This is a genomic window from Gimesia sp., assembly GCF_048262075.1.
Classification (GTDB): domain Bacteria; phylum Planctomycetota; class Planctomycetia; order Planctomycetales; family Planctomycetaceae; genus Gimesia.
In genome coordinates this window covers 218,995-245,848 of the sequence record NZ_JBLXFK010000008.1, presented here as the reverse complement: position 1 = coordinate 245,848, position 26,854 = coordinate 218,995, and the positions used below count along the sequence as shown (strand labels likewise).

Annotated in this window: 21 protein-coding genes; 6 read left to right on the top strand and 15 right to left on the bottom strand. The window is 51.3% G+C overall.

From position 1 onward, the window contains the following. Positions 1-47: 47 nt before the first annotated feature. The 10 genes from ACN0YH_RS17170 to ACN0YH_RS17125 form a co-directional block, all read right to left on the bottom strand. Positions 48-1,397 (bottom strand): DUF1501 domain-containing protein, encoded by a 1,350-nt coding sequence (locus ACN0YH_RS17170; protein ID WP_417380806.1) that lies wholly within the window; start codon positions 1,395-1,397, stop codon positions 48-50. Positions 1,398-1,686: 289 nt separating this feature from the next. After that, on the bottom strand, positions 1,687-2,502 hold the full coding sequence (locus tag ACN0YH_RS17165) for a hypothetical protein (protein WP_417380805.1): 816 nt from the start codon (positions 2,500-2,502) through the stop codon (positions 1,687-1,689). A 179-nt stretch (positions 2,503-2,681) separates the two neighbouring features. Continuing rightward, complete coding sequence (locus ACN0YH_RS17160; RefSeq protein ID WP_417380804.1) at positions 2,682-4,232, bottom strand: sulfatase family protein; 1,551 nt, start codon at positions 4,230-4,232, stop codon at positions 2,682-2,684. A 226-nt stretch (positions 4,233-4,458) separates the two neighbouring features. Continuing rightward, positions 4,459-5,007, bottom strand: a complete 549-nt coding sequence (locus ACN0YH_RS17155) for a hypothetical protein (protein ID WP_417380803.1) — start codon at positions 5,005-5,007, stop codon at positions 4,459-4,461. A gap of 55 nt (positions 5,008-5,062) precedes the next feature. Then, positions 5,063-5,305 carry a hypothetical protein gene (locus ACN0YH_RS17150; protein WP_417380802.1) on the bottom strand — a complete coding sequence of 81 codons (243 nt, stop codon included), beginning with the start codon at positions 5,303-5,305 and terminating at the stop codon, positions 5,063-5,065. 58 nt (positions 5,306-5,363) lie between these two features. After that, a complete protein-coding gene (locus tag ACN0YH_RS17145) occupies positions 5,364-5,549 on the bottom strand; it encodes a hypothetical protein (protein ID WP_417380801.1) in 186 nt (61 codons plus the stop codon). Positions 5,550-5,818: 269 nt separating this feature from the next. Continuing rightward, positions 5,819-6,145, bottom strand: a complete 327-nt coding sequence (locus tag ACN0YH_RS17140; protein ID WP_417380800.1) for a hypothetical protein — start codon at positions 6,143-6,145, stop codon at positions 5,819-5,821. 89 nt (positions 6,146-6,234) lie between these two features. Then, positions 6,235-6,702 (bottom strand): hypothetical protein, encoded by a 468-nt coding sequence (locus ACN0YH_RS17135; protein WP_417380799.1) that lies wholly within the window; start codon positions 6,700-6,702, stop codon positions 6,235-6,237. A gap of 97 nt (positions 6,703-6,799) precedes the next feature. After that, on the bottom strand, positions 6,800-8,557 hold the full coding sequence (locus ACN0YH_RS17130; protein ID WP_417380798.1) for a hypothetical protein: 1,758 nt from the start codon (positions 8,555-8,557) through the stop codon (positions 6,800-6,802). 239 nt (positions 8,558-8,796) lie between these two features. Then, positions 8,797-9,336: a hypothetical protein gene (locus tag ACN0YH_RS17125; protein WP_417380797.1), complete on the bottom strand. Its 540-nt coding sequence runs from the start codon at positions 9,334-9,336 to the stop codon at positions 8,797-8,799. A 340-nt stretch (positions 9,337-9,676) separates the two neighbouring features. Between ACN0YH_RS17125 and ACN0YH_RS17120 the strand changes: the two genes are divergently transcribed. Further along, positions 9,677-11,065 (top strand): DUF1501 domain-containing protein, encoded by a 1,389-nt coding sequence (locus ACN0YH_RS17120; protein WP_417380796.1) that lies wholly within the window; start codon positions 9,677-9,679, stop codon positions 11,063-11,065. Positions 11,066-11,155: 90 nt separating this feature from the next. Here the strand turns inward: ACN0YH_RS17120 and ACN0YH_RS17115 are convergent, their stop codons facing one another. Continuing rightward, complete coding sequence (locus tag ACN0YH_RS17115) at positions 11,156-11,635, bottom strand: hypothetical protein (protein ID WP_417380795.1); 480 nt, start codon at positions 11,633-11,635, stop codon at positions 11,156-11,158. Between the two features lie 107 nt (positions 11,636-11,742). Further along, positions 11,743-12,666: a DUF1559 domain-containing protein gene (locus tag ACN0YH_RS17110; RefSeq protein ID WP_197994119.1), complete on the bottom strand. Its 924-nt coding sequence runs from the start codon at positions 12,664-12,666 to the stop codon at positions 11,743-11,745. Between the two features lie 384 nt (positions 12,667-13,050). Between ACN0YH_RS17110 and ACN0YH_RS17105 the strand changes: the two genes are divergently transcribed. The 4 genes from ACN0YH_RS17105 to ACN0YH_RS17090 all read left to right on the top strand — a co-directional run bounded on the left by ACN0YH_RS17105 (position 13,051) and on the right by ACN0YH_RS17090 (position 19,432). Continuing rightward, positions 13,051-13,446 (top strand): GntR family transcriptional regulator, encoded by a 396-nt coding sequence (locus tag ACN0YH_RS17105; RefSeq protein WP_417380794.1) that lies wholly within the window; start codon positions 13,051-13,053, stop codon positions 13,444-13,446. Then, positions 13,443-14,354 carry an ABC transporter ATP-binding protein gene (locus ACN0YH_RS17100; protein ID WP_417380793.1) on the top strand — a complete coding sequence of 304 codons (912 nt, stop codon included), beginning with the start codon at positions 13,443-13,445 and terminating at the stop codon, positions 14,352-14,354. The genes ACN0YH_RS17105 and ACN0YH_RS17100 overlap by 4 nt, the downstream gene beginning before the upstream one ends. Further along, positions 14,351-16,504: a hypothetical protein gene (locus ACN0YH_RS17095; protein ID WP_417380792.1), complete on the top strand. Its 2,154-nt coding sequence runs from the start codon at positions 14,351-14,353 to the stop codon at positions 16,502-16,504. The genes ACN0YH_RS17100 and ACN0YH_RS17095 overlap by 4 nt, the downstream gene beginning before the upstream one ends. Before the next feature lie 315 nt (positions 16,505-16,819). After that, on the top strand, positions 16,820-19,432 hold the full coding sequence (locus ACN0YH_RS17090) for a PVC-type heme-binding CxxCH protein (protein WP_417380791.1): 2,613 nt from the start codon (positions 16,820-16,822) through the stop codon (positions 19,430-19,432). A 28-nt stretch (positions 19,433-19,460) separates the two neighbouring features. On the opposite strand, the gene ACN0YH_RS17085 is transcribed toward ACN0YH_RS17090, so the two are convergent. Next, positions 19,461-20,372: a peptidyl-alpha-hydroxyglycine alpha-amidating lyase family protein gene (locus ACN0YH_RS17085; RefSeq protein ID WP_417380790.1), complete on the bottom strand. Its 912-nt coding sequence runs from the start codon at positions 20,370-20,372 to the stop codon at positions 19,461-19,463. Between the two features lie 249 nt (positions 20,373-20,621). On the opposite strand from ACN0YH_RS17085, the gene ACN0YH_RS17080 reads away from it, so the two are divergent. Then, entirely contained in the window at positions 20,622-21,215 is a 594-nt protein-coding gene (locus tag ACN0YH_RS17080) for a hypothetical protein (RefSeq protein ID WP_417380789.1), read from the top strand. A 42-nt stretch (positions 21,216-21,257) separates the two neighbouring features. Here ACN0YH_RS17080 and ACN0YH_RS17075 read toward each other — a convergent pair whose 3' ends face one another. Both ACN0YH_RS17075 and ACN0YH_RS17070 read right to left on the bottom strand, forming a co-directional pair. Beyond that, on the bottom strand, positions 21,258-26,093 hold the full coding sequence (locus tag ACN0YH_RS17075) for a serine/threonine-protein kinase (protein WP_417380788.1): 4,836 nt from the start codon (positions 26,091-26,093) through the stop codon (positions 21,258-21,260). 56 nt (positions 26,094-26,149) lie between these two features. Further along, positions 26,150-26,746 carry an RNA polymerase sigma factor gene (locus ACN0YH_RS17070; protein WP_417380787.1) on the bottom strand — a complete coding sequence of 199 codons (597 nt, stop codon included), beginning with the start codon at positions 26,744-26,746 and terminating at the stop codon, positions 26,150-26,152. Positions 26,747-26,854 lie beyond the last annotated feature (108 nt).

Below are 26,854 nucleotides of genomic sequence, written 5' to 3'. Positions count from 1 at the left end.
GACATGTTGTAGAGGTAAGATAAACTTCTGCCACCGCTCCAACAAGCTTACCCGAATAGATCTGAAACGGCTTCGCCGTTATCGAGTAGTGGCAGCGGACGGTCCAGTCGATCCTGGAGCATCACCTTTTGCGGATCAATGCCCAGATGACGATAGATGGTGGCGGCGACATCCTGCGGACTGATGGGGCGTTCCACAACCGTTTCTCCATACCGGCTGGAACGGCCGATGACCTGCCCCATTTTCATCCCGCCACAACCCATGAGCACACTGAAGGTTCTCCCCCAGTGATCGCGGCCCGCGTGGATATTCATCCGCGGAGTACGGCCGAATTCGCCCATCGCCACGACCAGCGTTTTCTCATACAAACCACGATCCATCAGGTCGCGGATCAGTCCCCCAATCGCCGCATCCAGAGGCGGAATCAGTTTGCGGGATCCTTCTTCGGTTCGATACCGCCCTGCAGAACCGTGGTGGTCCCAGGGGACACAGTTAACCGTCACAAAAGTCACGCCATGCTCAATCAACCGCCGCGCCAGCAAAGCACTCTGGCCGAACGTGTGTCTGCCGTAACTGTCGCGCAGCGCATCGGGTTCGGTGGAAATATCGAATGCGGAACGGACTCCCTTGGAGTTGAGCAGTTCAAACGCTTTCTGCTGATGTTCGTCCACATCCAGAATCATTTTTTCGTGAGCATGCGGCAGCCTGTCGAGAGAGCCCAGCAGTTGCCGACGATTCTGCAGTCGATCAAACGTCAGTCCTTTGGTTAGTGTCAGGTTCTGCACGCTGAACCCGTTTGTGTTCGGATCAGAATTCACGATGAACGGATTGCTGCCACCACCAATGTAGGAGGAATAGTGAAACAGGTTATCGGTTCCCCCTTTTAAGTGAGGCACTCCCACATAGGGGGGCATGCCCGGCTGGTTCGCTCCACGTAAAAAGGAAGCCGCCGAGCCCATCGACGGGCGTCGCTGCACGCGATTGTCGGGCGCATTGAACGCGGGGCCTTCAAAGCCGGTCAGCATCCAGTGATTCCCTTTGGTATGATCGCCCGAACCATGATTCACTGTCCGTAGCACTGCCAGATGTTCCGCCAGCTTCGCCTGCTCGGGCATCAGTTCACCGAAGCGAACGTCTGTCAGACTGGTGGCGATCGACTGAAACGGCCCGCGATAGTCAGCGGGTGCATCCGGCTTGGGATCCCAGGTCTCCATATGCCCGGGGCCGCCACTCAACCAGAACAGGATGACGTTCGTATCCTGCTGCTTCGCGGGAATCGACGCTTCGGCCTTGAGCTTCATCAGGTCAGCCAGCCCCAGGCCCCCTGCTCCCAGCAAACCGGCCTGCACGAAATTACGCCGCGTGACGCCTGAGCAATCTGATAAGTTTCGAGCCATAAGGTTTCCAGCGGATAAAGTCAGCAGGTGAGAAATTGTCAGCTTAGTTCAGACAATCGAACAAACACATCAAAAGACGTTGATATTATCAACAAAAAAACAACTCAGGTCAAGAACGAGGTTGTGATGTTCTCATCCTTCAACATTTGTTCTACCCTCATTACAGTTAGTCAAGCCGCCATAAAAGCTTCTGACTGATCGTTACGATGTTTCTGAAGCGTAAGAGAAAGTGAATGAGTACGCAGGAGTCTTAGTTTTATTTGGCAGCGGGGAAGGAAACGTGAAAGGGTCAGTCCTCTGAAGAAGAATCAATGTCACGGTCTGCATAGGCTCTGGCTGTTGCATACGCCATGGAGTCGTTTATTTTGAGATCATTCACTCTACTGATCACAGATATCACGTCTTTGTCATGAAAAGGTTCATCGGAAGATAAGATTTTGCAAATCTCATTATGTCTCACTACTAATTCATATTGGATGGTTTCTTGAACTGTGCCGCCACCCAATGCAAATCCATAAATCGGTGATAAAGCCTCTTTAGCTTCTTCAACTTCACGTTCAAATTCAGCTAACGCTTCTTCCGCGTCTTTTCGCATCTTCTCAAATAGACCTAACAGATAATTACAACCAACATCAAGCAGGATGAGTAAAACCAGGGCAACACAGGATTCAATAAAATAGGATTGACTCACTCCTGAAGAATTATAACCGATGGCTCCCAATGTCAGTGCGAGAAAGACAATCACTGAGTATGTGTATCTCTGCTGCTTCCTGGCCAAAGCAAAGACGACGGGAAACAACGAGAAGACTGCAAATCCTGCTGCGATTTCGATACACAGAGATTGCCAGAAAGAATCTGCTGGAAGGTAATAGGCCCCGATTCCGATTGAAACACTGATAACCGCCAGTCCCACATAAAGCAGGATCGAAAGCAGCCCCGCCGTACCGAGGTTGGTACTGAGTTTCAGACGATTAAAGCCTTCAAAGTTTAAAAAATGCGCAGCAAAGTAGGTTTTCATTACAGGATGATCATAGTCATAATCACCTGATGCCGGGCTAAACCAACTGTGAGGATAAAACGGCTCATCTTCCGGATCTATATCCACTGATGCTCCCTCTCTTTCCTGTTAACCTGATACCTGCTGCCTTAACTGATCAACTTACAACCTCTTTTCAAACCTGTCTTACCTATTGCCGCGGAATCAGGAAATTAGATTATTTGGTTTGAATATGAAACGTATCACACGGAAATAACGTGTCAACGTCGAACTTATCTAAATCCGGTTCACTCTCTCCCATCGCTGCGGCCTGCTTTCAGATACTGTTTCAAAATCGCATGCATCTGTTTGGCTTTCTTGGGGTGTTTGCCTGAAACATCAGTCGACTCGGCAATATCCTGATCCAGGTCATATAGCTGATATTTGACCGGGACACGCTCGTTCAGAACCTCATTGATGGTTTTGGGCCCCTTGATCATCAGCTTATAAGATCCCTGGCGAACCGCGAAGTGGCCGTTGTGGTGATTGTGGATAAGCGCTTTGTGAAACGAAACAGGCCGCGATGCACCCGTTAATGCCGGATAGAAACTGACGCCGTCTTCAGCAGTGTTGCTGTCTAACTTGACGTTCAACATTTCCGCCAGCGTGGGCAGCACATCGTTGAAGACAATCGTCGTCGCACACTCTTCTCCCGGCTTGATGATGGCGGGCCAGCGCACAATAAACGGCACGCGGTGTGCCCCTTCTTCGAGGCCCCCCTTCCAGCCGCTGCAGTCGCCGGTACTGTCGTGACCGTAAATTTGCGTATCACCCCGCACCCAGCGCTGCGAATAACCGCGTGTCCGATCGACGGGGCCGTTATCGCTGGTGAAGAATAACAGCGTGTTGTCCGCAATACCCAGTTCGTCGAGTTTACTGAGCAGTCTGCCGACATGGTGATCTAGTTCGACGACGAAATCTCCGTACGTACCTGCCTTGCTCTTCCCGACGAATTCCTGGTTGGGAACAATCGGATTGTGGGGCGTCGTCATCGCGTAATACAGGAAGAACGGTTGATCGGGTTTCGAGCGGACCGCGGTCTCCACAAACTCGCACGCTTTGTTCGAAAGCGTCGGCACCAGACGATCCATCGAATAGCCCTCGGCGATGATGTTATCATCCCGGCCAAACCATTCGCCGTGTATTTTCTTCGCCTGATCCGTCGTCAGCGTGGGAATCACGGTCACGCGATTGTTCTCGATCCACGCCGCCGGGTTCATCTCCGCAGAACCAGCGGTGCCGAACGAGTAGGCGAACCCATAGTCTTTCGGTCCCTTTAATGCGGGAACAGCGAAGTCGATGTTTTTGAAGTTCTGGTAATTGGGATCAACGCGAATTTGTTCCCGCTCACTTTCGTCATGCAGCTTCCAGTCAAGCCCCTGATGCCACTTGCCCACCAGTCCGGTCTGATAACCGGCGTCCTGCATCAGATTCGCAATCGTCCTGCGTCCCGGTTCAATCAACGTGCCGGCGAAGTTAGCCAGGTTGCCCCCCGACCCCAGCCGGGTCCGCCACATGTACCGCCCGGTGAGCAGACCATAGCGTGAAGGCACACAATACGAGCCCGCGGCATGCGCGTCGGTAAACACCAGACCCTGCCGCGCGAGCTGGTCCAGATGCGGCGTCGGTATACGGCTCTGTCTGTTGAGTGCCGTTACATCTCCCAGTCCCATATCATCAGCGAGGATGATTACGACATGGGGCCGCGGTGACTGATCCACCGCGGATACTGCAAGCGATACAGAGAGTAACAGCATGTTGAAACAACAGGCCAGCGCCAATAAATACCTTCGCATCATATTTTCCTCAACAGTGTGCCTGTGACAACAGGCGTGGAGTGCGGTTATAAGTTCTATTTATAAACTACACAAATAGGATGGTGAATGGAATTGAATCACAGATCAGGGCAGGTCCAGCTGTATTACACTCCTTAACACCAGAAGATTTGTCAGCTAGCGACGGAGGGAATACAGAGGTTGGGACACAATAAATCTGTACCTGATTCTCTATCAGTACCCTGACTGATTAACTCCACAACCTTTTGGTAAAGGTAAGTGCTTCCCCAGTTCCAGAGACATTGTATCCCATTACATCGGGGCCTTGCATCTCTGGATTACGGCCGAGAAAACTATCGAGGACAATCTCTTTACGATCTGGAGTGGCATACTCTGCAGCCTGCTGTAGTATATCCTCAGGGTTCACGCCGAGGTCATTGGCACATGCTCCAATAAGAGATAAAGCTACCAGTAAATCGCGCCAATCGACCCGGGAAACTATCATCAAACAAAGGGCGCTGACCTTCAGCAATTCAGGCGTATAAGTTCTCGCTGCAAATATCGCGATCCGTACAGAAAAAGTGCGCAAATCATAGGTTTCATGCAGACTAAGTGTTCCCCTGACAACCTCAATCATTTCCTGTGAAAAGGGCATACCTGCCTCAATTTCAGAACTCACTTCACACTCTCTCTGCGTAGGAATTAGAAAGTCTTCATTTTCAAATGATGTGATTTTTTTGGGGTATGATTCAAAAAGTTTACGAAGGAGATCGCCCAGACCATCAGATTGCGTCTTCATATGAGCTTTATCCCTCTGCAATCAACGTGTCACCGCTTGATAAAACACGTCACGGCTATAAGCCAGGAAATATTTCTACTTGGCCTTGTTCATTAACTTCATAGATGATTGTATTTCCCAGAAAATGGGAGTGCTCGTCCTCTTCAAAGACGAAATAGACCTTCCAACCAGATCCTTTCAACATTGAAAGCCGACGAATTGGTCTAGCAAAGATTTCTTTCAGAGACTGATCAGATGCATCTAAAACAAATTTGTTGATCACTTTGGCAATCGCTTCGGATTCGTTGATAGCTGGCATCAATAGATTGTTCCGTTCCTATGAAATAGAGATCACAGGGACAACAGGCATTACCCATTTAGATCCCTCCTGTGTCTGCCATCCATTCCCCCTTTTGCTTCACAGTGCCTCCTGCCTTTTCAATGACATACTGCAAGGTCCATGTTGATATGGGTAGAGAGTCTGACTTAAGATCGATCTTGATATATTGTTCCATGGTTGCTCCGTTCCACCTGATCCAGTCACGATCATGTAGATCATCCATCCAATTTGTTACTTCATAGTCTGGCTCTGAAGTGAGACACTCAGCAAACCACACTGGTAGTTGTTGCATCGCATCTACCGTATCAGGCCAATCTCCTGAATCTTCGTCACACCATCGTCCCCAACCAGCAACAGTTCGCCAAACTTGGATGATCCGTTCGAGTACTAATTCGGGAGACACACTTTCCGACACGCTCACTACAAATGTCAGAGCGATTCCATCAGGATGTTGAGTCGAACTCCCCGTTTCGACGGATTCGGAATTCAATGTCATGTTGAATCGGCGGTATAAGAATGGATGATCGCTCGAAACATCCAGATGGCGAGAGGCGCTTCAAGAAGAAAGAGCAATACATTTACAAAATATCGTACCAATATCTTCTTTGAGGGACGACAAATATAGTCGGCTAGAATAATGAAAAAAAAGATAAAACTCATGCCAACAACCATCATCAATGGAACCAACTCAGTACCAAACCCGCTCCGATGATTACTGGCATTCACATATTGGATGATTTCTAATCCCAGGTAAGTACAGATCACTGGAACCAGTAATGGTAACATTGCCAATATGAAAACAGGATAATATTTTTTCATCAAAGTTCCAGGATTAAATTCTCGCCTTCCATTTTATTTCTACTCAACCCTGTCAAAGGCAAGCGGAACTGCACCTTTACCATCTTGAATTAATGAAATGTCTCGCATGTTTTGAATGCCTGTATTAAGGCATTATAAAATTCATCATTGGAACAATTTAAATCAACAAATATCTGATCCTCTTGCTTGCCTCTCCCGCTGCCATTGAGGTCCGTTTTCATTGGTGATAATCGAAGTTGTTCTTCATCACACATACTGATACAAACACAATCGTGATTTTTTAAAAACGTGAAATGTTCTTCCTGCGACATTTTATCAATCTCTGAACGCCCGTCTGCATTGCGATCATGGTATGCTTCCAGGTCTTTCATAATTATCGATAAGCCCTCTTTCTGCATTTCAAGTTCAGTGATCTCTAGAAGGTTTCCCCAAGTAAAGTTGGCCCCGGTCTCAGGGGCAAGAACTTCAGACACTAATAAATAATGTCCTGATTTGAGATTCTTATTGACACAACAACTAGGAATTCCCTGTTTGTTTTTTTTCTTTCTGAAAAACATGGATCACTTTCTAAACCATTTATTAACAGAAGAGTTGAAAGAGAGACCGGTTCAGATTCCTTCAGACCGGCCTCCCATATCATACTCCCGATTTTCATCATTCCTCAACACCAGTAGATTCCTCTGGTGGGGGTGGCAGCAACTCCTCTTCCGGCGGCGTTTCTTTCCGGGGTATCAACCAGGCATATTCGGGCAGCCAGCGGGCTTTGTGGGCGCTGATCAGGAATGCGAGCAATAACGCGCCCACTGACCAGAGGAACGCAATCACCGCCGATTGATCCAGCGTGCGCGTTGCCAGTCGAAATCCGTAGGTCGCGCTGGTGTAGAGCAGAATACTCAATGTCGCAGCAAACGAATACGTAAACCAGCGATTCGACCAGAGCCGGGCAATCAACAGACAGCCTACGGCCCACGTGGCGACATAAGAGAGTCGCCACGCCAGCGGAATTTCTGCCGCACGCTCATTCAGAATCACGACGACCGCCACCAGCGGGACCAGCAGCGCACTAGCACATTGCAGCACGCGACTGAAGTCATCTTTCATCGTCAGACCCAGTACCAGCATTGAAATCCACAACAGATGAAAACAGATCGTGAACCGGTACTCGAACAGCACCGTGTCCGGAATCACCAGCCAGATCCCCGCTGTCGCCGCCAGAATACCGACAGTACAGAGGCCAGAGGAACGTCTATGGAGTCCCAGCATCAGCAGCACGATTCCATCCAGGAGCAACGGCCAGGGCGTCGGCTCAACCAGCGTCCGCGAACCCAGCGTCTGCGGCCCCACAATCGAAAGGAGCGCAACGGCTCCCAGCCCGGCTGTGAATGCGCCCGGTACACGTCGCACCGCTGCCAGCAGATAAAAGCCGATTAACAACCAGACGGTCAGCCAGATCGGTCCGCCCAGCACGTCCGTCACTTTGAAAAGAAAACCGGTGTGAACCGGCCCCGTTGTCGCCGGCATTGCCAGCAGAAGCAGTAACGGCGAAAAGCGGATCACGCCCGCCTGAAAGGCTTTGTTCTTCGTGACCAGCCCCCCTTCCAGCAACAGCAGAAGCAGGACAAAGCCGAGTGGAATCAAAAAATAGAAGCCCCACAACGTATCAAAGGATATCAGTCGGGGCCCACTTCCCGAAGTAATCCACATCGGCCCCGCCGGTCCAAATGTCAAACACAGCGCAAACGAGCGCAGACTGACACAGGCGGCAAACATGCCAAACGCAATCCAGGGAAACCACGGCCAGCCCCAGGGAGTCCCGTTTCCTCTGACATACGAGACACCTCCGCGGACGGCAGGCAGCAGAAACAAAAACAGAATCGCGCCGACAACAGGAAATAAAAACAGCATCCATTCGAGTTCGGCAGCGGATCGCGGATGCATTTCCGGAGAACACCACCAGGGTGCGAAATAAAACAACGCCAGGAACAGGTGGAAGGGAATGCGATAGCGGGCGCCCAGGCGAATCCCGGCGCCCCACAATACGGCTTCAGAAACAATCGCCGAAAACAAAAAGCCGCCGATCATTAACATCATTCCCTGATCGGGAGTAATCCGCGAGAACAGATCATCCATACTGACCGAAACCCCGAGAAACAGCAGCAGCAGGAGCAGCAGAATCGAGCGGGCATCTTCCCAGACCTTGCCCCAGCGCACAATCAGCACGCCGATCCCCGCCAGCAGCAGGGTATACCCGGCAAGCACTCCCATCATCACCCAGCAATTGATGGAACCGATCTCAATGGTTCCGTAAGCAGACCGCACGGCGAACAACATCAATACCGCACTAATGACATAGAACGGATTGTGGTTGTAGAGGTAACGCAGGACCGAGCGGTGAGAAGCAGACGCAGACATAACAGCCTCCTCTCAAGAAATGAAAATAAATAAGACCCCAAGAACAGGGGATAAAAAGACAGGTTCACTTCTTATAGAAACTGCAGTGTAACATATTTGTTTGAACAGTGACAGAAAATTCTGGAAGGGCAGGCTGCAGTCAGGGTTGATCAAGTCAAGGATCACCAATAAAAAAGGACCATCTTTGCATGAGATGATCCCGTGAGACAGTCGTCGTTCTTGAAAGTGAACCTGGTGATTCAGCAATTGAAAAGATGAAACAGGGAATAACAGTGGACCATCCCTTCAGGACCGAACAGCGCGAGGAAGAGGCCCCCCGGATGTTCGAACTGGATCTGGCCAGTCGTGCCTTCACTTTTCCAGTAGACTCCCCCCTGCCTGGTAAAATCATCCTGATCGGCAATCGCGCGAAAGACCCGCAGTGTGGACGGCGACAGTCTCTCCTCCCGGGACTTTCTCTCCTCCTGGGACTCTCTTGTCGGATTGCCATAAGCAGAAGTAAAAAACACGGCACGATTGGTCTTCGGTGCCTGAAACGATACCTTCTCCAGGAAGTAGTATTGAAATGGATTTTCAATCGCCCTTCTCAGCTCCTTATCAATCTGATTTGCATCCGCTTCCGATTGCTGATCGGGAGCCGGTGGATGGTTTGACGCCTGATTGGGTTTCGCGGCTGCTTCGCTGTCCGATCCCCTGGTTGCGATGACTCCGGCACCAGTGGCAACAATGCCAAGCCCCGCCACCATTTTCACAGCATCTCTTCGACTCAGATTACTCATGACTGCCTCCCGCAGGCCCGTGTTGGCACTGAAAAGATCAATGTGCCCTGTACTGCCGGCTCAATGTGAAAGAAAAAAAACAATAAAATAAGGTCTGAATGAAGAAATCATATCAGACTGCTGGCTCAGATCAACGGGAATTTCCCCCCAGGATGAGTCCCGCAGACGAGGCATGACACGATCAGAAGACCCACGCACGCGTTACGGTTTCTGTCCCGATCACAGCAATCTCCTCAAGATCCCTGAATCTTGTGTTGCATCTCTGACGAAACTGATATAATCCACACATCAACTCCAGTCTATGCGAATCGAAGCGAGGTTGAGGATGGATGAATTCCAGATGAACCGACGACAGGCCCTGATTGCGAGTGGCTTGGGAACGCTCAGTCTCGGCATGCCGGGCATGGTCATGGGGAGCGACAAAGTCGACGCGTCGGGCAAAGCGGTCGCGGCGGAAAAGTCCTGCATCTTCGTGCTGCTGTGTGGCGGGCCGAGTCACCTCGATACCTGGGATATGAAACCCGAGGCCCCGCTGGAATACCGCGGGCCTTACATGCCCATCGACACCAAAGTGCCGGGCATGCGCATCAATGAGATGCACACCGAACTGGCCAAGCTGACTGACGAGTTCACGCTGATCAATTCCATGTCGCATCCTGGCGCGATCAGCAACCATTTCGACGCGATGCATAACCTGCTCAGCGGCCAGTCGAACAAACGCGTGCAGCAGGGCATGTCGAACGAACAACCTTACCTGGGCTCGCATGTCGCCCGACACAAACCCAGCAAACGCAATTTCGTCTCCAATGCCTGGCTCATCAAATGTGTAGGGCCGCCTGTGTTTTGCGCACCCAATATCGGCATCGGCGGTTACCTGGGTTCCGCTTATGCGCCCGTGTTTGTCGGCTCTGCGAATAACCACCCGGCGATGAAAGACTTTAAGCCACCTGAAATTTATGCCCCCTACGATGAACAGCGATTCGAAAAACGAAAAGCCGTACTGAGCAACCTGGAATCCAATCGCCTCGATCGGGACCAGACCGTCAAAGACTGGTCTGACCTGCGCGAGAAAACCTACGAAGCGTTAACGCGCGCCGAAGGCCGCAAAGCGTTTGACATGCATGAAGAGCCCGATAAAGTACGCAACCGTTACGGTATGCATCCCCTCGGACAGAACCTGTTACTCGCCCGCCGCATGGTCGAATCGGGGGTCCGCTTTGTCACCGTCAACGGCTGGACTGGTCAGGCAGATCATGACAAACAGGGTCCGCCCAGCAGCAGTTGGGACATGCACGGCGGCAATATGGGGATGGGCAACGCCTTCGGTAACGGTTCGTATGGCATGGGCTTCTGTCTGCCACGCCTGGATCAGGCGCTGGCTGCGTTGCTCTCCGACCTGAAAGAACGTGGCATGCTGGAGAATACACTGGTCGTCGTGACTGGCGAATTCGGTCGCACGCCGAATGTGCTCAAACAGAATCCCCCCGGTCGCCAGCATTGGCCCCGCTGTTTCTCATCGATTCTCGCTGGCGCTGGCATCGCCGGAGGCCAGGTCTACGGCAAATCGAATAAGTACGGCCAATACCCGACCGATAATCCCGTCCGCCCCGAAGAACTGGCCGCGACGATCTATCACGCCCTCGACATCCCCATCAACGATCCCAAAGACCCGACAGGTATCCTGCGCACACTGACAACAGGCAAACCGATCATGGAACTGTTTGGCTAAACGCCCCCAGTGGAGGAGCTTCTTCTCCTGGTTGTCGCTCCCCCACTCTGCGGCACACTAATCCTGTTTCAAAACACCATGATATTGTTCTCACACATCTCGAGCTGGATGTGCGCTCTTATCGGGAACCTTGAAATCGGGATTCAGGAGTTCGAAGTCGGCGTCCTCTACTCCTGCCGGTGGTACGTCGAATTCCAGCGTCGTATCTGAATTGTACTGCGAAGGAATCGGGTTGGGACCTCGCTGGTCTTTTCCGGATTCGTCAAATGAAGGCAGAATTTCTTCAAACACATCGAGCGTAATTATAACATCATTCGGACCAACAACTGCTCCCGTATCGCCAGTCATGACCACAGAAAGTTCATAGTGGCCATTTTCATCCGTTTTGCCGTACGACTCAGCCGCACCTTTGAGGTCACTATCCTTGTCTGTCGTTCGAGGTCGATACAGTACTGTCGCCCCCGACAGCGGTTTGCCGTTCATTGTGACCGTCCCGGCAACAGATGCCAGCGGCACATCATCAGACCCGCATCCCGTAAACACCACCACTGCCAGGATGATTAGAATCATTCGGAATTTTGAAAAGCATTTCATCTGTGATCACACTCCTTCATCAGAACTTGAACGATGAGTTTTCCACTCATCTGACACCTGCCATCGGGATAAAAACGGAGCGATCACCATTCTCCAATGATTTCTTCCCCTTCTGGTGTTGCCAGGCTTTGAAAGAGAGTCAAATCGATGTTCTCACTCATAAAGCGACTTGAGCCGTCTGCCAGAAGAACTTGCATTCCCCCCACATGCATACTGCCCCAACCGCGTTTACATGCGTTACTGCCTCCGGTACCTCCGATCGCCACACAACGATCATAATCGGGGATAAGAGTCCGACGTTGGGCCGTAAAGGAAGACTGACTGTAAGAAGTGTATGTGTAAGCCCAGAACGTCCCGCGGCGGGGAGTGGTTTTCGTATGATACTCCGCCACGACTATGGTATTTGAGGTCCCGTCGGTTATCGTATTAAACTTCTCCACTGTGAAACCATTCATACCAATGCTATGCAAAACTCCTCTCCAATTACTCGGGAGTGCCGACCCATCAGCGTTGTCCATCCAACCGCTCGTGTCCGTTTTACCAGATACGGCACGATAGGAACTCATACGATATTGCACGCCGCTCCCCGGCCCACTCTCCGGCTGTAATAATTTCCCGGCATTCTTATCTGACGGACAGTTGTAGACGACCATATTTTGCTCCCGGACGGTTGCGTTCTCAGGATCTTCATTGAATGCACTGGAATCATACTTTTGGAATAAGGATGCCTGATCGAGATAAGGGAGTATCGCGATGGCCCAGTTGATACCGCTTTTGGTTGAACAACATGAACCGAGTGTAACTCCCCCCGGCGGGAACGAACGATACGTCTCGTGGTAATTATGTAAGGCTAATCCAATCTGTTTCAGATTGTTCTTGCACGAACTCCGCCGCGCTGCTTCACGGGCCTGCTGGACCGCCGGTAACAGCAGCGAAACCAATATCGCGATAATCGCGATCACGACCAATAATTCAATCAGTGTAAATCCACGCTTTAATGTATTCATAGTTGGCCCCACAAAAAAGAATTGAATCTGAGTGATCATGTCTCAATACAACATTCTCTTTCTCACTATATGGTTTTTTAATCAGAATTAAACATAAAACTCACATAAGGAGGTTTACCCTTCAACCCGGATATAAATTAGGCTTAGTTAATAACATCGCTACCAATGGCTATTCAGATGCCTGAGTCAAGCAACAGCGCACTGAATGTACGCGATCACTGAATTTGATCCTCTTTTTAGTTCTGACATTAATCAGTCATACAGACTCCGTTCTCTCATTGAAGTGCCCCACCAATAAAATAGAAACCTGGTTATTTTTCGTTTTTATGATTGACGGCCCCCACCAGGTGTATTAGTGTAGTAATACACATAAGGTTTTCACAGATGGTAATCAATGCAACACAATTTGAAGTGCATCCCTCTGCCGGCGTGCCGATCTACCTGCAGATCATCGGACAGATTAATACGATGATTGCGGGGGGGCATTTAAACGCCGGAGACATGCTCCCCAGCGTGCGCCAAATGGCGACAGTACTCGGGGTAAATGCGATGACGATCTCGAAAGCCTATTCCAAACTGGAAGCGGACAAAGTCGTAGAGCGGGTGCGCGGCAAGGGAATGCTGGTACGCAAGTCGATTCCTGCGGGAAGCTCGAAAGAGCGGATGCAGGACCTCAAGCCGCTGATGGAGCAGGCCGTTGTACAGGGACGTCAACTCGGGCTCAGTAATGAGCAGATTCTGGCAGTCGTCAACAAGCTGTTACGGGAATACAAACCATGAGCAATGCAATCATTCAAACCGTTGATCTGCACAAGCAGTTTCAAGACACTCCGGTACTGACAGGCCTGGATCTGCAAATCAACGCGGGGCAAGTCGTTGGTTTGCTGGGTACCAATGGATCTGGGAAAACGACGTTAATCAAATGTATCCTGGGATTAATCAGAACGACTTCAGGAAAAAGTTCCGTTTTTGGTCAGAATTCCTGGGATCTGGATGAAACAGCAAAATCACGCTTAGGTTACGTCTCACAAGATTCCGTGTTGCTCCCCTGGATGACAGTCAAAGGCCTGACAGAGTATACGGGCGCGTTTTACGCTGAGTGGGACCAGGAATATGTCAACACTCTGTTGAAGGAATGGCATCTGAATGAGACACAACGCGTGGGCGCACTTTCGACCGGGCAACGCCAGAAACTGTCCGTAATCTTAGCGTTGGGCCACCACCCGGAACTGCTGATTCTGGATGAACCGGTTGCCAGCCTTGATCCCGTGGCCCGCCGTCAGTTTCTGCAGTCTTTGATTGAGTTCACAGAACAGGAAGAGAATACGATTCTGTTTTCGACTCACATCACATCAGACCTGGAGCGCATCACTTCGCATGTTGCTTTTCTGGATGACGGGAAACTCGGCTTCTTTGGCGAACTGGACTCACTGATGCACCAGGTGAAACGCATCCGCATCACGGCCGAACACGACTTGCCACAGAATCTGAATCTGCCAGGCACACTGCGTTCAGAGATCGACGGCACGCATGCACTAATAGCGGTCAAAGATTTTGATGTCACTGCGTTGGAGATTCTCTCGAACGAATTGCAGGCCACAACGACCGTCGAGGACCTGAATCTGGAAGAAATCTTTCTGGAACTCTCTGGAGTTCCCTCTCAGGCAGAAGTGGAGGTCATTCAATGATCTTTCGCACCACATTATATCAACAGATCCTCAAAACCTACTGGCAGCGCCCGCTCATACTGTTACTGACAGTCATGTTTTTCATACTTGTATTATCTCTGGCATTTGGTCCGACTGGCGGCAATGTCATGCAGGTCGGTGCGCGACCGCATGCACCCGGGCAGATTGAAAGAGTTTATACTGCTGCATCCTCCCCTGATACTGAGAATTCTCCCAGACTGCAAACCCTCCCCGATCTACTGCAACAGGTTGCCCCCGCTGAGATTCAATCACTCAGCCTGGCCAGAGTGAACATGGACGATTCACTACCAGACCTGAAGCCGTTTCGAAATCTGGTTTATCTGGAACTGAATGACTTCGTACTGACGGCAGAGAACGTCGAACAAATCTGTCAACTTCCCAAACTGGATGCACTCGTGTTGATGGGCACCCTGCTCCCTTCCGGTGCCTTACAACATTACGGTGAAAAAGTGTCGCAGTTAGAGATACAAGCGACGACATTAGAAGCACACTCCTCTGAAACCCCGAACATGACCAACGTGAGATTATTGGCGCTCCATTATAATAACACATCACCGGAACTATTTCAGCATGTCACGCAAATCCCCGCACTGCAGCAGCTCTCTCTTGTTGCTTCTCTCAACTATGATCCCCGTCACGAGCAATCAGGAAATCCGCAGACCTGGAACGCCATTGACCTGTCACAGGAACAAATTGAATTGCTGCGCTCGTCTCCTACACTGAAAGAAGTCTATGCAGACTGGTTCTTAATGAAACGCATACGAAGATTTCATGAGTCGGATTTGCTTCCGGTGCGTGCGCTGCCGATCACTTATTCAAAGTCGAAGCTGGGTGCCATTCAACGAGCGGTATTTACCAGTGCTCTCTTGTTTGCCACCCTCTCCCTCCAACTGTGGGCACTCTTCGTTACTCCTGCTGCCAGACTGACCCCAAACTATCTCGCACCTCATCGACGTTTGGCGATCGCGATTATGGCGACAGGATCGTTGTTACTGTCTCTCGTATTACTGCGTTATGACATTGGAATGCTGCCGGCGGTAAGTATCATTCTCCTGCTGCCTGCCATTGTGAGTCTGTTCTCCGTCGCGCAGCTTTCCAATAACCCCTACCGGCATTGGCTGATCCTGGCTCTCATGCCACTCTTCTTTATGAACTTTCCGCTACTCTTCGATTCGATTTTTAAGGCGATTGCTACCGAAGTGATCTGGTATTTGCAAGGTCATCGCCCCGGAATGGCCTTCACGTTCATTGTGATTGAAGTCCTCTCTGTTTCCTGGATCCTGATCAGGTTCCCAGCGATTACTGAGAAAGTGAATGAAGCATTCATGATCCCACCTGCATTTTCTCCCTGGGACAAAAACCGTGCCCGACAGGCCCAATGGCAAAAGCCTGGCATACTTTCGATCTGGCTACTGGATCGTAGCATGCAGGAATTACACTATACTGAGAAATCAACCTGGCAAATGGCCTGCCTGTGGCGACGAGGGAATGCGTTCAGGCTCAGCAGCACGCTCGGGGTATTGGGAATCATCGTAATTTTCGGGTTGTTGGTTCAAGGGATCTATCACCTGATAACCGGAGAGCAATTCATCACTCAAAACATCCCCTTACTGGTAGGTCTCTTTTCGAGTCTCTGCAGCACCGGCGTATTCCTGCCTGTTATTATCTGGTGGCAACGACGCAAGAACCTGGAGATCGAATCATTACGACCAGTCAGTCGTCACTCATTGATGAAACAGGTGTACCTGGCTTTCGCTTTGGATCACAGCTTTCTGGTGATCGGTTTCCTCGTTCTACTCCCACTCCTCACACTAGATGTCGCTATCGGCAAACTCGAACTTTTCAGCCTGATGTTGCTGGTTGGCATCGCTGTTCCGTTATGGATCCTGGGAACAAACGCGACGGTCCTGGTTTTCAAACGTGCCTGGATGATTGTAGGCTGCATGTTTGCGCTATATACCCTGGCAGGTACAGTAGTCATCAGCATAATCGCCTGGCAGTACCAGCCTCGATTAAGTTTTATTCCCGACCTGCTGACATTGTTCGTTTCCGCATTGATCGCCATTGCCGGCGCCCTCAGCTTGAACATATTAGTGTACCGTGCAGCGCTGAAACGCGAGTGGGGGTAAACATTCGGAAATTGCATTCTCAGGTGAAAACGGTCTTGACCAGATGAAACTGTTTTTAGTGCGTCGGGAAGATTGATTTCCAGAATCGGATCCAGCATCGCAATACAGTTCGGGATGAGTTGATTCAATCGTTTGGATTTCCAGAGCAGGTGTACCAGAGAGTGCTTCCCATTAACGCATGCATATTCATTGTTCTTTTCAAACTGATACTATAAAATATCTTAAGTAATGATCCGGTACTAAACCGCCTCATGACTTTTCGAGAAATCAACTTTGCTTGAGAGCAGAATACGCGAACCAACGAGAGATCCTCCGATGAATCATTTGACCATTTGCTCCCTGGCGATCAGTTTGATTTTCGCCATCAGTTCACTCCCGGCAGCCGAACGCGAACCGCAGGTCAAAATATTGCAACCCGGCGTGCGGATGACCCTTGTCGCCGAGCATCCCGAACTGGCAACTCCGACAGGCATTGATGTGGACGAACAGGGGCGCATCTGGGTCGTCGCCACACATACTCATTTTCGCCCCGACGATTACGTCGGCCCGGAACACGATGAAATCATCGTCTTTTCTGATCTCAACAAAGAGGGTCGCGCTCAAAAACGGCAGGTCTTCTATAATGCGACTGATGCGACCATGGACCTGGAACTGGGACCGGATGGCTGGGTCTATCTGGCTGAACGGGACCGTATCCTGCGCATCAAAGACACCAATGGCGACGGCAAAGCCGATGTCGAAGAGAACATCGCGGTTTTGAAAAGTGAAGCCGATTATCCTCATAATGGTCTTGAAGGACTTGCCTGGGACACGAAGGGAGACCTGGTATTTGCGATCGGTGAGAATTTTGCCAAGCCCTGGACACTGACCGGAACCGATGGCGTGACCGTCAAAGGCGCCGGTAAAGGGGGCATTTTCCGCTGCAGCGCCGACGGGGAAAACCTGACACGTATTGCAGAGGGTTTCTGGAACCCGTTTGGCATTTGTGTTCGCGCAGATGGCGAAATCTTCGCTGCCGAAAATGATCCCGGCGAACGTCCTCCCTGCCGGGTACTTCACATTATTGAAGGAGGCGATTACGGCTATGAGCGCAGCTATGGCTCGGAAGCACATCACCCCTTCGTCAGTTGGAATGGTGAATTGCGGGGCACCCTCCCCATGATTCACCCCTCGGGAGAAGCCCCCTGCGGCGTCTTGCCTCTGGGCCGCGGACTGCTGGTCCCTTCGTGGAGTGATCATCGCATTGACTTTTATCCGCTCATTAGCGCAGGAGCATCCTATACATCCAAGCCCATCACGTTAGTCAAAGGCAGCCGCTACTTCCGTCCGAGTTGCATCGCCGCAGATCCTGCCTCCACAAAACAAAAACGCGTGTTTTATCTCTGCGACTGGGTCGATGGTCGTTATCAGGCCCACGGCTATGGACGCTTGTGGAAACTCGAAATCGATCTAAAAAAAGCCACCTGGGTCGGAAAAATGGATCTGGAACCGCCCACTCCTGAAGCAAAACTCGCAGCCCTCCTGCGAAGTGGGAAATCAACACACACCCTGAAAGAATTATTGACGTTTTCGCATGCAGAAGATCCGTTCCTTGCGCAGTCTGCCCTGCAGGCACTCTCACGAAATGCGTCGAACTGGACTCCTCAAGAAGTCGCCACCTGGTCGGCAGCAGATCGCATTCAGGCCGTAATGGCTTTGAAACTTGCCAAGGCGGACCCGGAGAACTGGGTCCCGATGTTTCTCGCCGATAAAAATCCAGATGTACAATTTGAGACGCTCCGTTGGATTTCTGATTATGGTTTGAAAGCGTTTCTGCCATTGGTAGAACAGAAATTAGCGGAAAGTGACCTCGACTACCGCCGGTTCGAAGCCGCCATCGCCACGTTGAATACACTGCAGGGTAAACCTGAAGCAGGAATCCGCAACCCAGAGCTGCTGTTATCCAGGGTCCAGGATGAAAAAAGTGCTCCACGCATCCGCGCTTATGCACTGCGGTTGCTGCCTACACAATCACGTTCCGCTCCCAAAGAGGGAAATCAGCCAGTCAAAAACTTTCCCAAAGGACTCACACTGGATATGCTTCAGCAGCTTCTGGCAGTGAATGATGAGACGCTGTCACTGGAAGTGGTCCGTACATTGTCGGGAAACCCGATCGCTGCTCAAAAGATTCTGGTCGGTATCGCCGCAGATCCGAAGCAAAGCGAGTTGCTGAGGGCAGAAGCAATCGCCGGGCTGGCAACCGTCGCAGAACAGAATACCGCGCTCTTACTAAAACTGGCAGGAACAAAGGAACAGACCGTGCGTGAGGAAGCATTACGTGCACTCCGTTCGATTCCACTCACACCTCCACAACAGCAGTCCCTGAAAAGCCTGGCCGGTCAGTACCCCGAATCAGCAGACCTGTTTGCTGCCGCCCTGAATCCCAAATCTCTCAGCGTCGGTCGTCCTGCTCTGACCGACACACAAGCCTGGTTACAGGCACTGGAGGCGGTGTCGGTTACTGCTGACCCGGAAAGCGGTCGACGTATCTTTCATCATGGACGACTCGCGAATTGTGCACACTGTCATCGGCACGGCGGTCGGGGAAATGTCGTCGGTCCCGACTTAAGCAGCCTGGGCAACAAACAGGACCACGCCTGGCTGCTGAAATCCATTCTCGAACCAAGTCGGGAAATGGCTCCCGAATATCAACCCCGTACGATCATTCTCACCGATGGTCGCACCTTTACAGGGATTCGACTGCGGTCCTACGTCAAAGAAACCATCCGCGATGCCCATGGGCAGAATCGTACCTTTGACCGTAACGATGTGGAGGCGATGGTCGAATCACCGGTCTCCTTCATGCCCTCCGGCCTGGTCAACTCCTTAACCGATCGGGAGATCAAAGACCTGCTCGCGTTCCTGGAAAGCGGTTCGCCTCAGAAATGAAGTGGCTGCTGACAGACGACAAACATCGCTAATTCCGCTGCAGTTTCTGCAGTCGTTTGCCGCCAATTTCCGTCACGAACAGATTCCCCGCGGTATCAACGGCCAGCATGTGAGGCAGATTGTATTCTCCCGGCCCGTTGCCTGTTTTACCCCATGAGTTGACGACCTTGCCGCTTGCATTCAACTGCAATACTTTGTTGGCACGGCCATCGGCTACAAACAGTGTCCCACGGGAATCAAATTCCATCCCATACGGGGCAAACCCGGTCCAGATCTCCAGCAGGTTTCCCTCAAGATCGAAGATCTGCACGCGATCGTTCTCACGGTCGCCCACCAGCACACGGTCGTTTGCATCCACAATGATGGAATGTGGCAGATTAAATTCGCCTGCTCCTTTTCCCGGTGTCCCCCACTGACTCAGATATTTCCCGTTCGCCGCAAACTTCATCACGCGACTGTTTCCATAGCCGTCTGAAATGAAAATGTTCCCCTGTGGCCCAAACGCGATGTCCGTTGGCTTGTTGAATTGATCCTGACTGTCACCAGGTTTCCCCGCCTGCCCCAGCGCCAGCAGCAGTTTTCCTTCCGGGCTGAACTGAAACACCATGTGATTACCAATATCCGTCACCCAGATATTGTTATGCGGGTCAACTCGCAGGCCATGCGCCTGCCCGATCAGCTTGTCACCCCATGAGCGAACATATTTACCACTCTGGTCGAAACAGAGAATCGGCTGTGGCCCCCGGTGAAACAGATACATGCGCCCTTTGCTGTCGAAATCCACAGCCGAACAGGGCCCCAGCTTCAGTCCTTCCGGCAGCTGAATGTTAATCGACGCCGGTTCAAAGTCAATTTGATCTGCAGCAGAAGAGAATTTCCCAGTCAGCACGAGACAAACGAATGTCAGTAAAGTGACACGAACGACGTAATGAAATCTCATGGTGAGGCTCCTGAGCAACTTCCGATCAATGGCTGAGACAGGGAGAGTAAACGCGAGTATCTTCAAATCAGTGTATGCTCACTCCGCCGCACTGTCGAGGCACGGCCATTGTGTTCTTCCCTACTGGATTGACAATGTTCCTCAAACGAATTATTGATAAGCTCTCCCGGATTAGCAAACTGGTGTTCCGTTAGTATCTCACCCCTGATCTGCGTTAATAAATTCGTCAATAATAAATCAGGTATCCCCATGGACTCCCGTATCAAGCTGCTCTTCAGTGGCCTGGCAATTCTCATCACGTTCACGGCCTTTATCCCGTATATAAGAGGGATTCTGGCAGGACGTATCAGACCTCATCTGTTCTCATGGTTGATCTGGGGCATCACGACATTGATTGTGTTCTTTGCGCAACTCGAAGCAGACGGAGGAACTGGCGCGTGGCCTATTGGGGTTTCGGGCACAATCACCGTCTACATCGCTTTTCTGTCTTATATCAAACGCGGAGACATTTCGATTACGCGACTCGACCGACTCTTCTTCAGTGTGGCCCTGCTCTCCATCCCCTGCTGGTATTTTACTTCCAACCCGATGTGGGCCGTCATCCTGCTGACGGTCATCGACCTGTTAGGCTTCGGTCCCACCATCCGCAAAGCCTACGATCATCCGTTTGAAGAAAGCATTCTGTTTATCTTTTTATTCTTTATCAGAAACACCTTCGCGCTGCTGGCACTGGAATCGTATTCCCTGACCACCGTACTGTTTCCTCTGTCCATCTGTTGTGTCTGCCTGTTTTTAAGCATGTTGATTCACTACCGACGCAAAGTTCTGGCAGCAGACCTTTAATTGTGAAACGATGCCATCCCCAATGCTGAGATTCCTCGTTTCTTATGACTTCTTTTCGTTAACCGGATCCTCTGCCTCTACCGCTTCAGCCATAGAAAATAGAATCTCTCCCGTCGTCAATGGGGGCGCATTTTTTTCCGCGTAATTGGGTAAGGTAAAGCGGACACGCACAGTCTGACCCGGTTTTGCCTCGATCACAGCTTCTGCCTGTCCCCGCTCCACTTCACCCAGGCGAATCGGCAGACCTCGGATTTCATGCTGAGCACCAAAACCAAAAGGCAGTAACCACCAGCCTACCGGTCCTGCCGGTTTTCTATCCTGATCAATGCTGATCGATTTGCCAGTTCCATCGACGGCAGAGAGTTTCGTGTAGTAATTGTGCGTCATTAAACGGGGAAGCATAATTTCGACGAACTGATCCCCCGTGTTACGATAATAAAATCGAGGCAGCACCTGCTGTCCAGTCACATACTGTTCATTATGGGGCTCGAAACGGACTCCTGCCTGCAATCCATTTTTGGCAACTGGCCCCCATGCAATCTTGCCGTTATCGATCGCCTGGGAGCGAACAAACTGTTTTCTGAGAATGATTGTATAACGGGGATAGGGAACATTATTCTCAATGCGAGGCAATGTCAGTCGAATCGACCAGATCAGATACTCAAAACCGTCTCCCGGTTGAAACATCTTCAGGATTTCAAAGTCGACATCTTCCGGGAGCTGACGCTGATCGGCAATTTTTTGCAACACCGAGAATTCCGCATTGGTCACATCCAGCTCGTTGCGTCTGGTTTTCATTCGGCGGATCGCTGCAACGACTTCCTCTTCGGATAACGGAGGTTGATCAATTCCTCCCAGGCTCCGATGTGCGGAATTGAAACCATGGATCGCTGCAGCCAGGGGCGTGTTGTCTGGCAGTAAAGGGCCCGGTTCGTTGAGTTTGACAGGCTGTCCTGCCGCATCCAGTTGATTCAATAGTCGCGTCCGTATCATATGTCTGAACGGTGCCCTCTGGGGTTGATCGAGAATCAGTTGAACCTGCCAGCCCTGAAAACGTTCCTCGTCCGCGCCGTCCACTTCGGATACGAATTCCAATCGCCAGCCAGCAGCGAGCCTACGCAGCTCTGCGATTTCGCGAAACTTTTGTAGCTGTTCCGTGGATAGTCCCGGATTCTTCTTGTCCAGCAAGGCCCAGCGAACCGACGCCACTACTTCGTCATCAGTCAGAAGCGGCTGCCCTTTGCCGACGGGATCCAACTGCTGTTGCTGGTTAAATTCCTGTACGACATCGGAAAGTTGCCTGCTGCCTTCCGGCACGATTTTCAAATCGCGACAGAACGCCGCTATCCGCTCTATCGGAACCATGTAGGATTTATTCGCTTTCTCTCCCAGAAAACGGGTCCCCAGCAAAGTCAGTCCCGCCAGTTGCCCCTCCTTGAACAGAGGCGTCCCTTCAGGCAAGCTCCGATCGAGTTGAATGAGGCCTTCAAATCGATGTTTATTCTTCAAAGGAGGTAACGCCAGTTCCGCTTGATTGTCAAAGGATACAATGCGTGCTGCCTGCGGGGTTAGAGTCAATTGCGGAGAACCTCCGGGATACATGGCCGCCAGCTCATCGCCCACCGCCAGTAAAACATATTCTGACGGCTGATAGTCGGTCAGCTTCTGCTGTGTCCGATACACGAACAGTTCCTTCGTGCTCTGCGTCTGATAGATCGCATCGATGGGCGGACGATTCGAAATTTCAAGAAACGTCCGATCAACGGCATGGGGAGCGCCCTCGGGAATAATCCCTGCTGTCCCCGCGGTGACCACACATGTTTCAGAACCGGCATCGACCAGAATTCCAGGTATCGCACGGCGGGACTGATCCCGAAAGTAGACCAGCACCAGCCGGGCAATTGCCTTTTCAGAGGCTGTTTTCGGTGGTAACCCCTTCGAAGCGATACTTACTGATTGTTTGATCGCTGGATCAACCAGGGTAGAACTGACTTTGGGAATGCTCTTCAACTTCTCGCATAATTCGACCATTTCTCCTACTGGAATGACAAAAGTCCCTTGCGGAGGATCATTCATAAAGCGGGGCCGACTGCGTGTGATTCCCACAAGCTTGCCCTCTTTGAAGAGGGGAATTCCCGAAGGCAGCTGACGGTCAATTGAGAATTCCACCAGTTGCGGAAGCTCTTTTTTCTTTCCTGTCACGTCTGTTTTTGTCTTATGCCTCAGAGTGGTAATGCGCGTGGCATGGGGAGTTACATATAATTCGTTGGTCCCCCCCAATAGAATCGCCGATAACTGATCTCCTATTTTCAGCTGAATGTCATCCACCGGTCGATAGTCGGTCAGTTTTCGCTCCGTACGGTAAAGGAATAATTCTTTGGTACTCTCTTTCTGGTACTCGAGCCCAATCTTGCCCCGTCCCGGGATGTCGAGGTACATTTGCGAGGCGATCGGTGGTTTCCCCTCGGGACCCAGGCCGGCTGTAATCACATATGTTTCCGCGCCGGCATTCACCATGACGCCACGCACGGCCCGATGCGTTCGATTCTGAAACGAGATCAAAGTCAGTTGCGCAATCGCTTTTTCCGCGTCTGTTTTAGGTCGGACCTTGATCGTTTCTTCCGCGCTCCCAAAATGATCCGGATGGAGCTGACGGATTGCTTCACCTATACTCTCTGAAGAGGGAGCAGGACGGCTTTTCAAATAGGAATTCACTGCAGACAGAGTTCCCGGTCTCGGGCTTTCCACCAGGTTACCAACCTCGACCGGCGTATCATGCTCATTCTCCTGAATACGACCGATAGAATGATTCACTTCCACTTTTATGATCTCAATCCGGCCTCTCACAAGTCCCTGATCAAGGGCAATCAGTTTCATCCCGACTTTGATTCCGTCTTTCTCTCCAATCGAAAGGACCGCTTTCCCATCAGCGATGGAAACCACAGTTCCCTCTAAGCGTTTAGCCTTTGCAGTTTCTGCGATCGCAGAAGCAGATTGACTGGCTGAATTCCGACTGGAATCAACTGGCTGTCCAGCCTTCAAATACACCACGCGAAGCCCAGGCTGAACCGGTGTTTTTTTATTCTCCTCATAAATCCGTCCGACCGATCGCTCCGCTTCCACTTTGGTAACTTTTATCCGACCATATAATACCCCTTTATCTATGACGGTCAGTTTCATTCCGACTTTGACCCCCTCTTTCTTCCCCAGGGAAAGTACGGCTTCCCCATCAGCGACAGATGTCACGAATCCCAGCAGGGTTTTTTCATCCGTAGCATCCATTACTTCAGAAGAGCGTACCCACAACAGGTCCGCCAGTTCCGGAGTTCCCGGATTGACTCGTGACTGGCGGCTTGTAGTCCAGGCGCCGCGAATTTCATCGTTGGCGAGTCGAATCGAAAGCTTGCCGAAACGTGCCTCCCCTTCGCGCCAGGTTCCATTAAATCGATGTTCGATACGCGACCATTTTAAATCGACACTACCCGAATCAGTATTGTCAGGCTGTTTGTAGGTCCCTGTATAAAGTCCCGACTCCTCGCGGTTCAGCGTGACAGTCCCCCAGCCTTCACTCTTCCATTCACCGGCGATGTCGGGCGGTTCGGTTGCCTGCCAGAAGCACAATCCCAGCACAACCGCAGCCAGAGCAGCAAGCATTACAAACACTCCCGTCTTACGACCTGAGTTCGAAAAGAATCCACCGGGTTTCGTCTGACTTCCAAGAGTAGAAGGTAAAGGGACTTCGGTCGGTTGCTGCACGTGTGCCAGACATTCTTCCAGCAGGGTTGAAACTTCACTGGCACTGGCAAAACGCGCCGCGGGCTCTTTCGCCATCAGTTTACTGACGATCTGACAGAGCCATTCTGGTATCTCAGGATTGATCTCACGAATGGGCCGAGGCTCTTCATCGGTAATCCGCCGCAACACGCCATAACTGGTTTCTGAACGGAACGGAGGCCGACCGGTACACAGCGTATAGAGCACGCTACCCAGGCTGAACAGATCACTGGACTGATCGACCGTCTCGCCCCGTGCCTGTTCCGGCGACATGTATTGAGGCGTTCCCGCGATAATTCCGGTACGTGTCAGGCTGGCATCGTCGGCCGCGCGGGCGAGTCCAAAATCGGTCAACTTGACACGTTCCACGCCATCCGCCAGCAAAATGTTGGCCGGCTTCACATCGCGATGCACCAGCCCCTGCGCATGTGCTGCTGCCAATCCGTTAGCGGCCTGCATGCCGATACGCAAGATTTCCACCAACGCCAGGGGACCGGTATCATCCAGTCGCCGCTGCAGAGACGGGCCTCGCACATAAGACATCACGAGGTAAGGCAGCCCCTCTGTTTCCGCCACGCCATGAATTTCAATCACACTGTCATGCACGACCGCGGCGGCAGCTTGCGCTTCTCGTGAGAACCGTTTACGAGCCGCTCCACTGCTCCCCAGATGCGGGGCCAGAATCTTGATGGCCACATAACGATTCAATGCAGGATCCAGGGCTTTTAAGACGACTCCCATCCCGCCGGCACCAATCACCCCCACAATTTCATATGTCCCCAGGCGTCCCAGCATCCGCTCATCATCCGAGGGTGCCAGCAAATTTAAGACAGAACTGTGAGAGAAAGAGACTTCATTTCCTGTGACCGCATCCAGAGCAGAATCATCCACACCCGGATATTCCAGCGTGAGGTTCTCGTCCTGGAGCGACTCTCGGAGTGAAACCCAGATATCGTCGCTGGCAGCGCCCGCTTCCAGTTGTTGGCGGCAATCGCTGCAATGATCCAGGTGGAGTTCGAAATCGGTCTGATCGCTTTTGCTCATTTTCTGTTGCAGAAACAGTTCGATGGATTCCGGATGACAGGTCGTTGTTTTGTTCTTCATTCTGTGATCTCCTGACAACTGATACACACTGCCATGCCGTTCCTGACAGGTGTGTCCTACATTTCCCGTTCATACTCCGCCGCCTTCTCCTGAATCCTGCGAACCACACGACTCCGGGCAGCATAAATGGCCCCTCGATTTTTGCCATACTCTTGCGCAACTTCTTCGATCTCGCGTCCCTCGACAGCGGTCAACCAGAACAGACTCCATGTATCCGGCTGAAACTCCTGACGCACATTCCGGGCAGCCCAGCGAAATACTTCCCGCCGATACTCTAACCGTAACAAGCTCGAATCTGGTCCGTTATGCGAGGCATGTTCATTCAACAAAGCCTGCAATTCCGATTTACCTGAACCCCGATCAGGCTTGCCACGCATTAACGCATTCAGAATGGCATTGTGCGCCACCCGATGCAGCCACGTACGAAACTTTGCCCGCTGTGGATCATGGGGACGCTGCTCGACCGCTTTGGAAATGGCTACCAGAACCAGTTGCGCCACATCATCAGCATCCGCTTCCTGCATCCCTTTTTGTCTGGCCAGCCTCAGGATCACCGGCCGATAGATTTCCACGAATTCATGCCACGCCGCCTGATCCGCAGGATCGCGGACGCGGATCAGCAAACTGGCTCGTGTATCAGGAGTTACATTCATAATTGTGTACTTTCTTTATCCTGTTATACACGGCACGTCCCCGTATCTGACAGTCAAATCTGTTTTCTGCATCATTCTGACGAAAGTCACTCGAAAGTGAGCTAATGA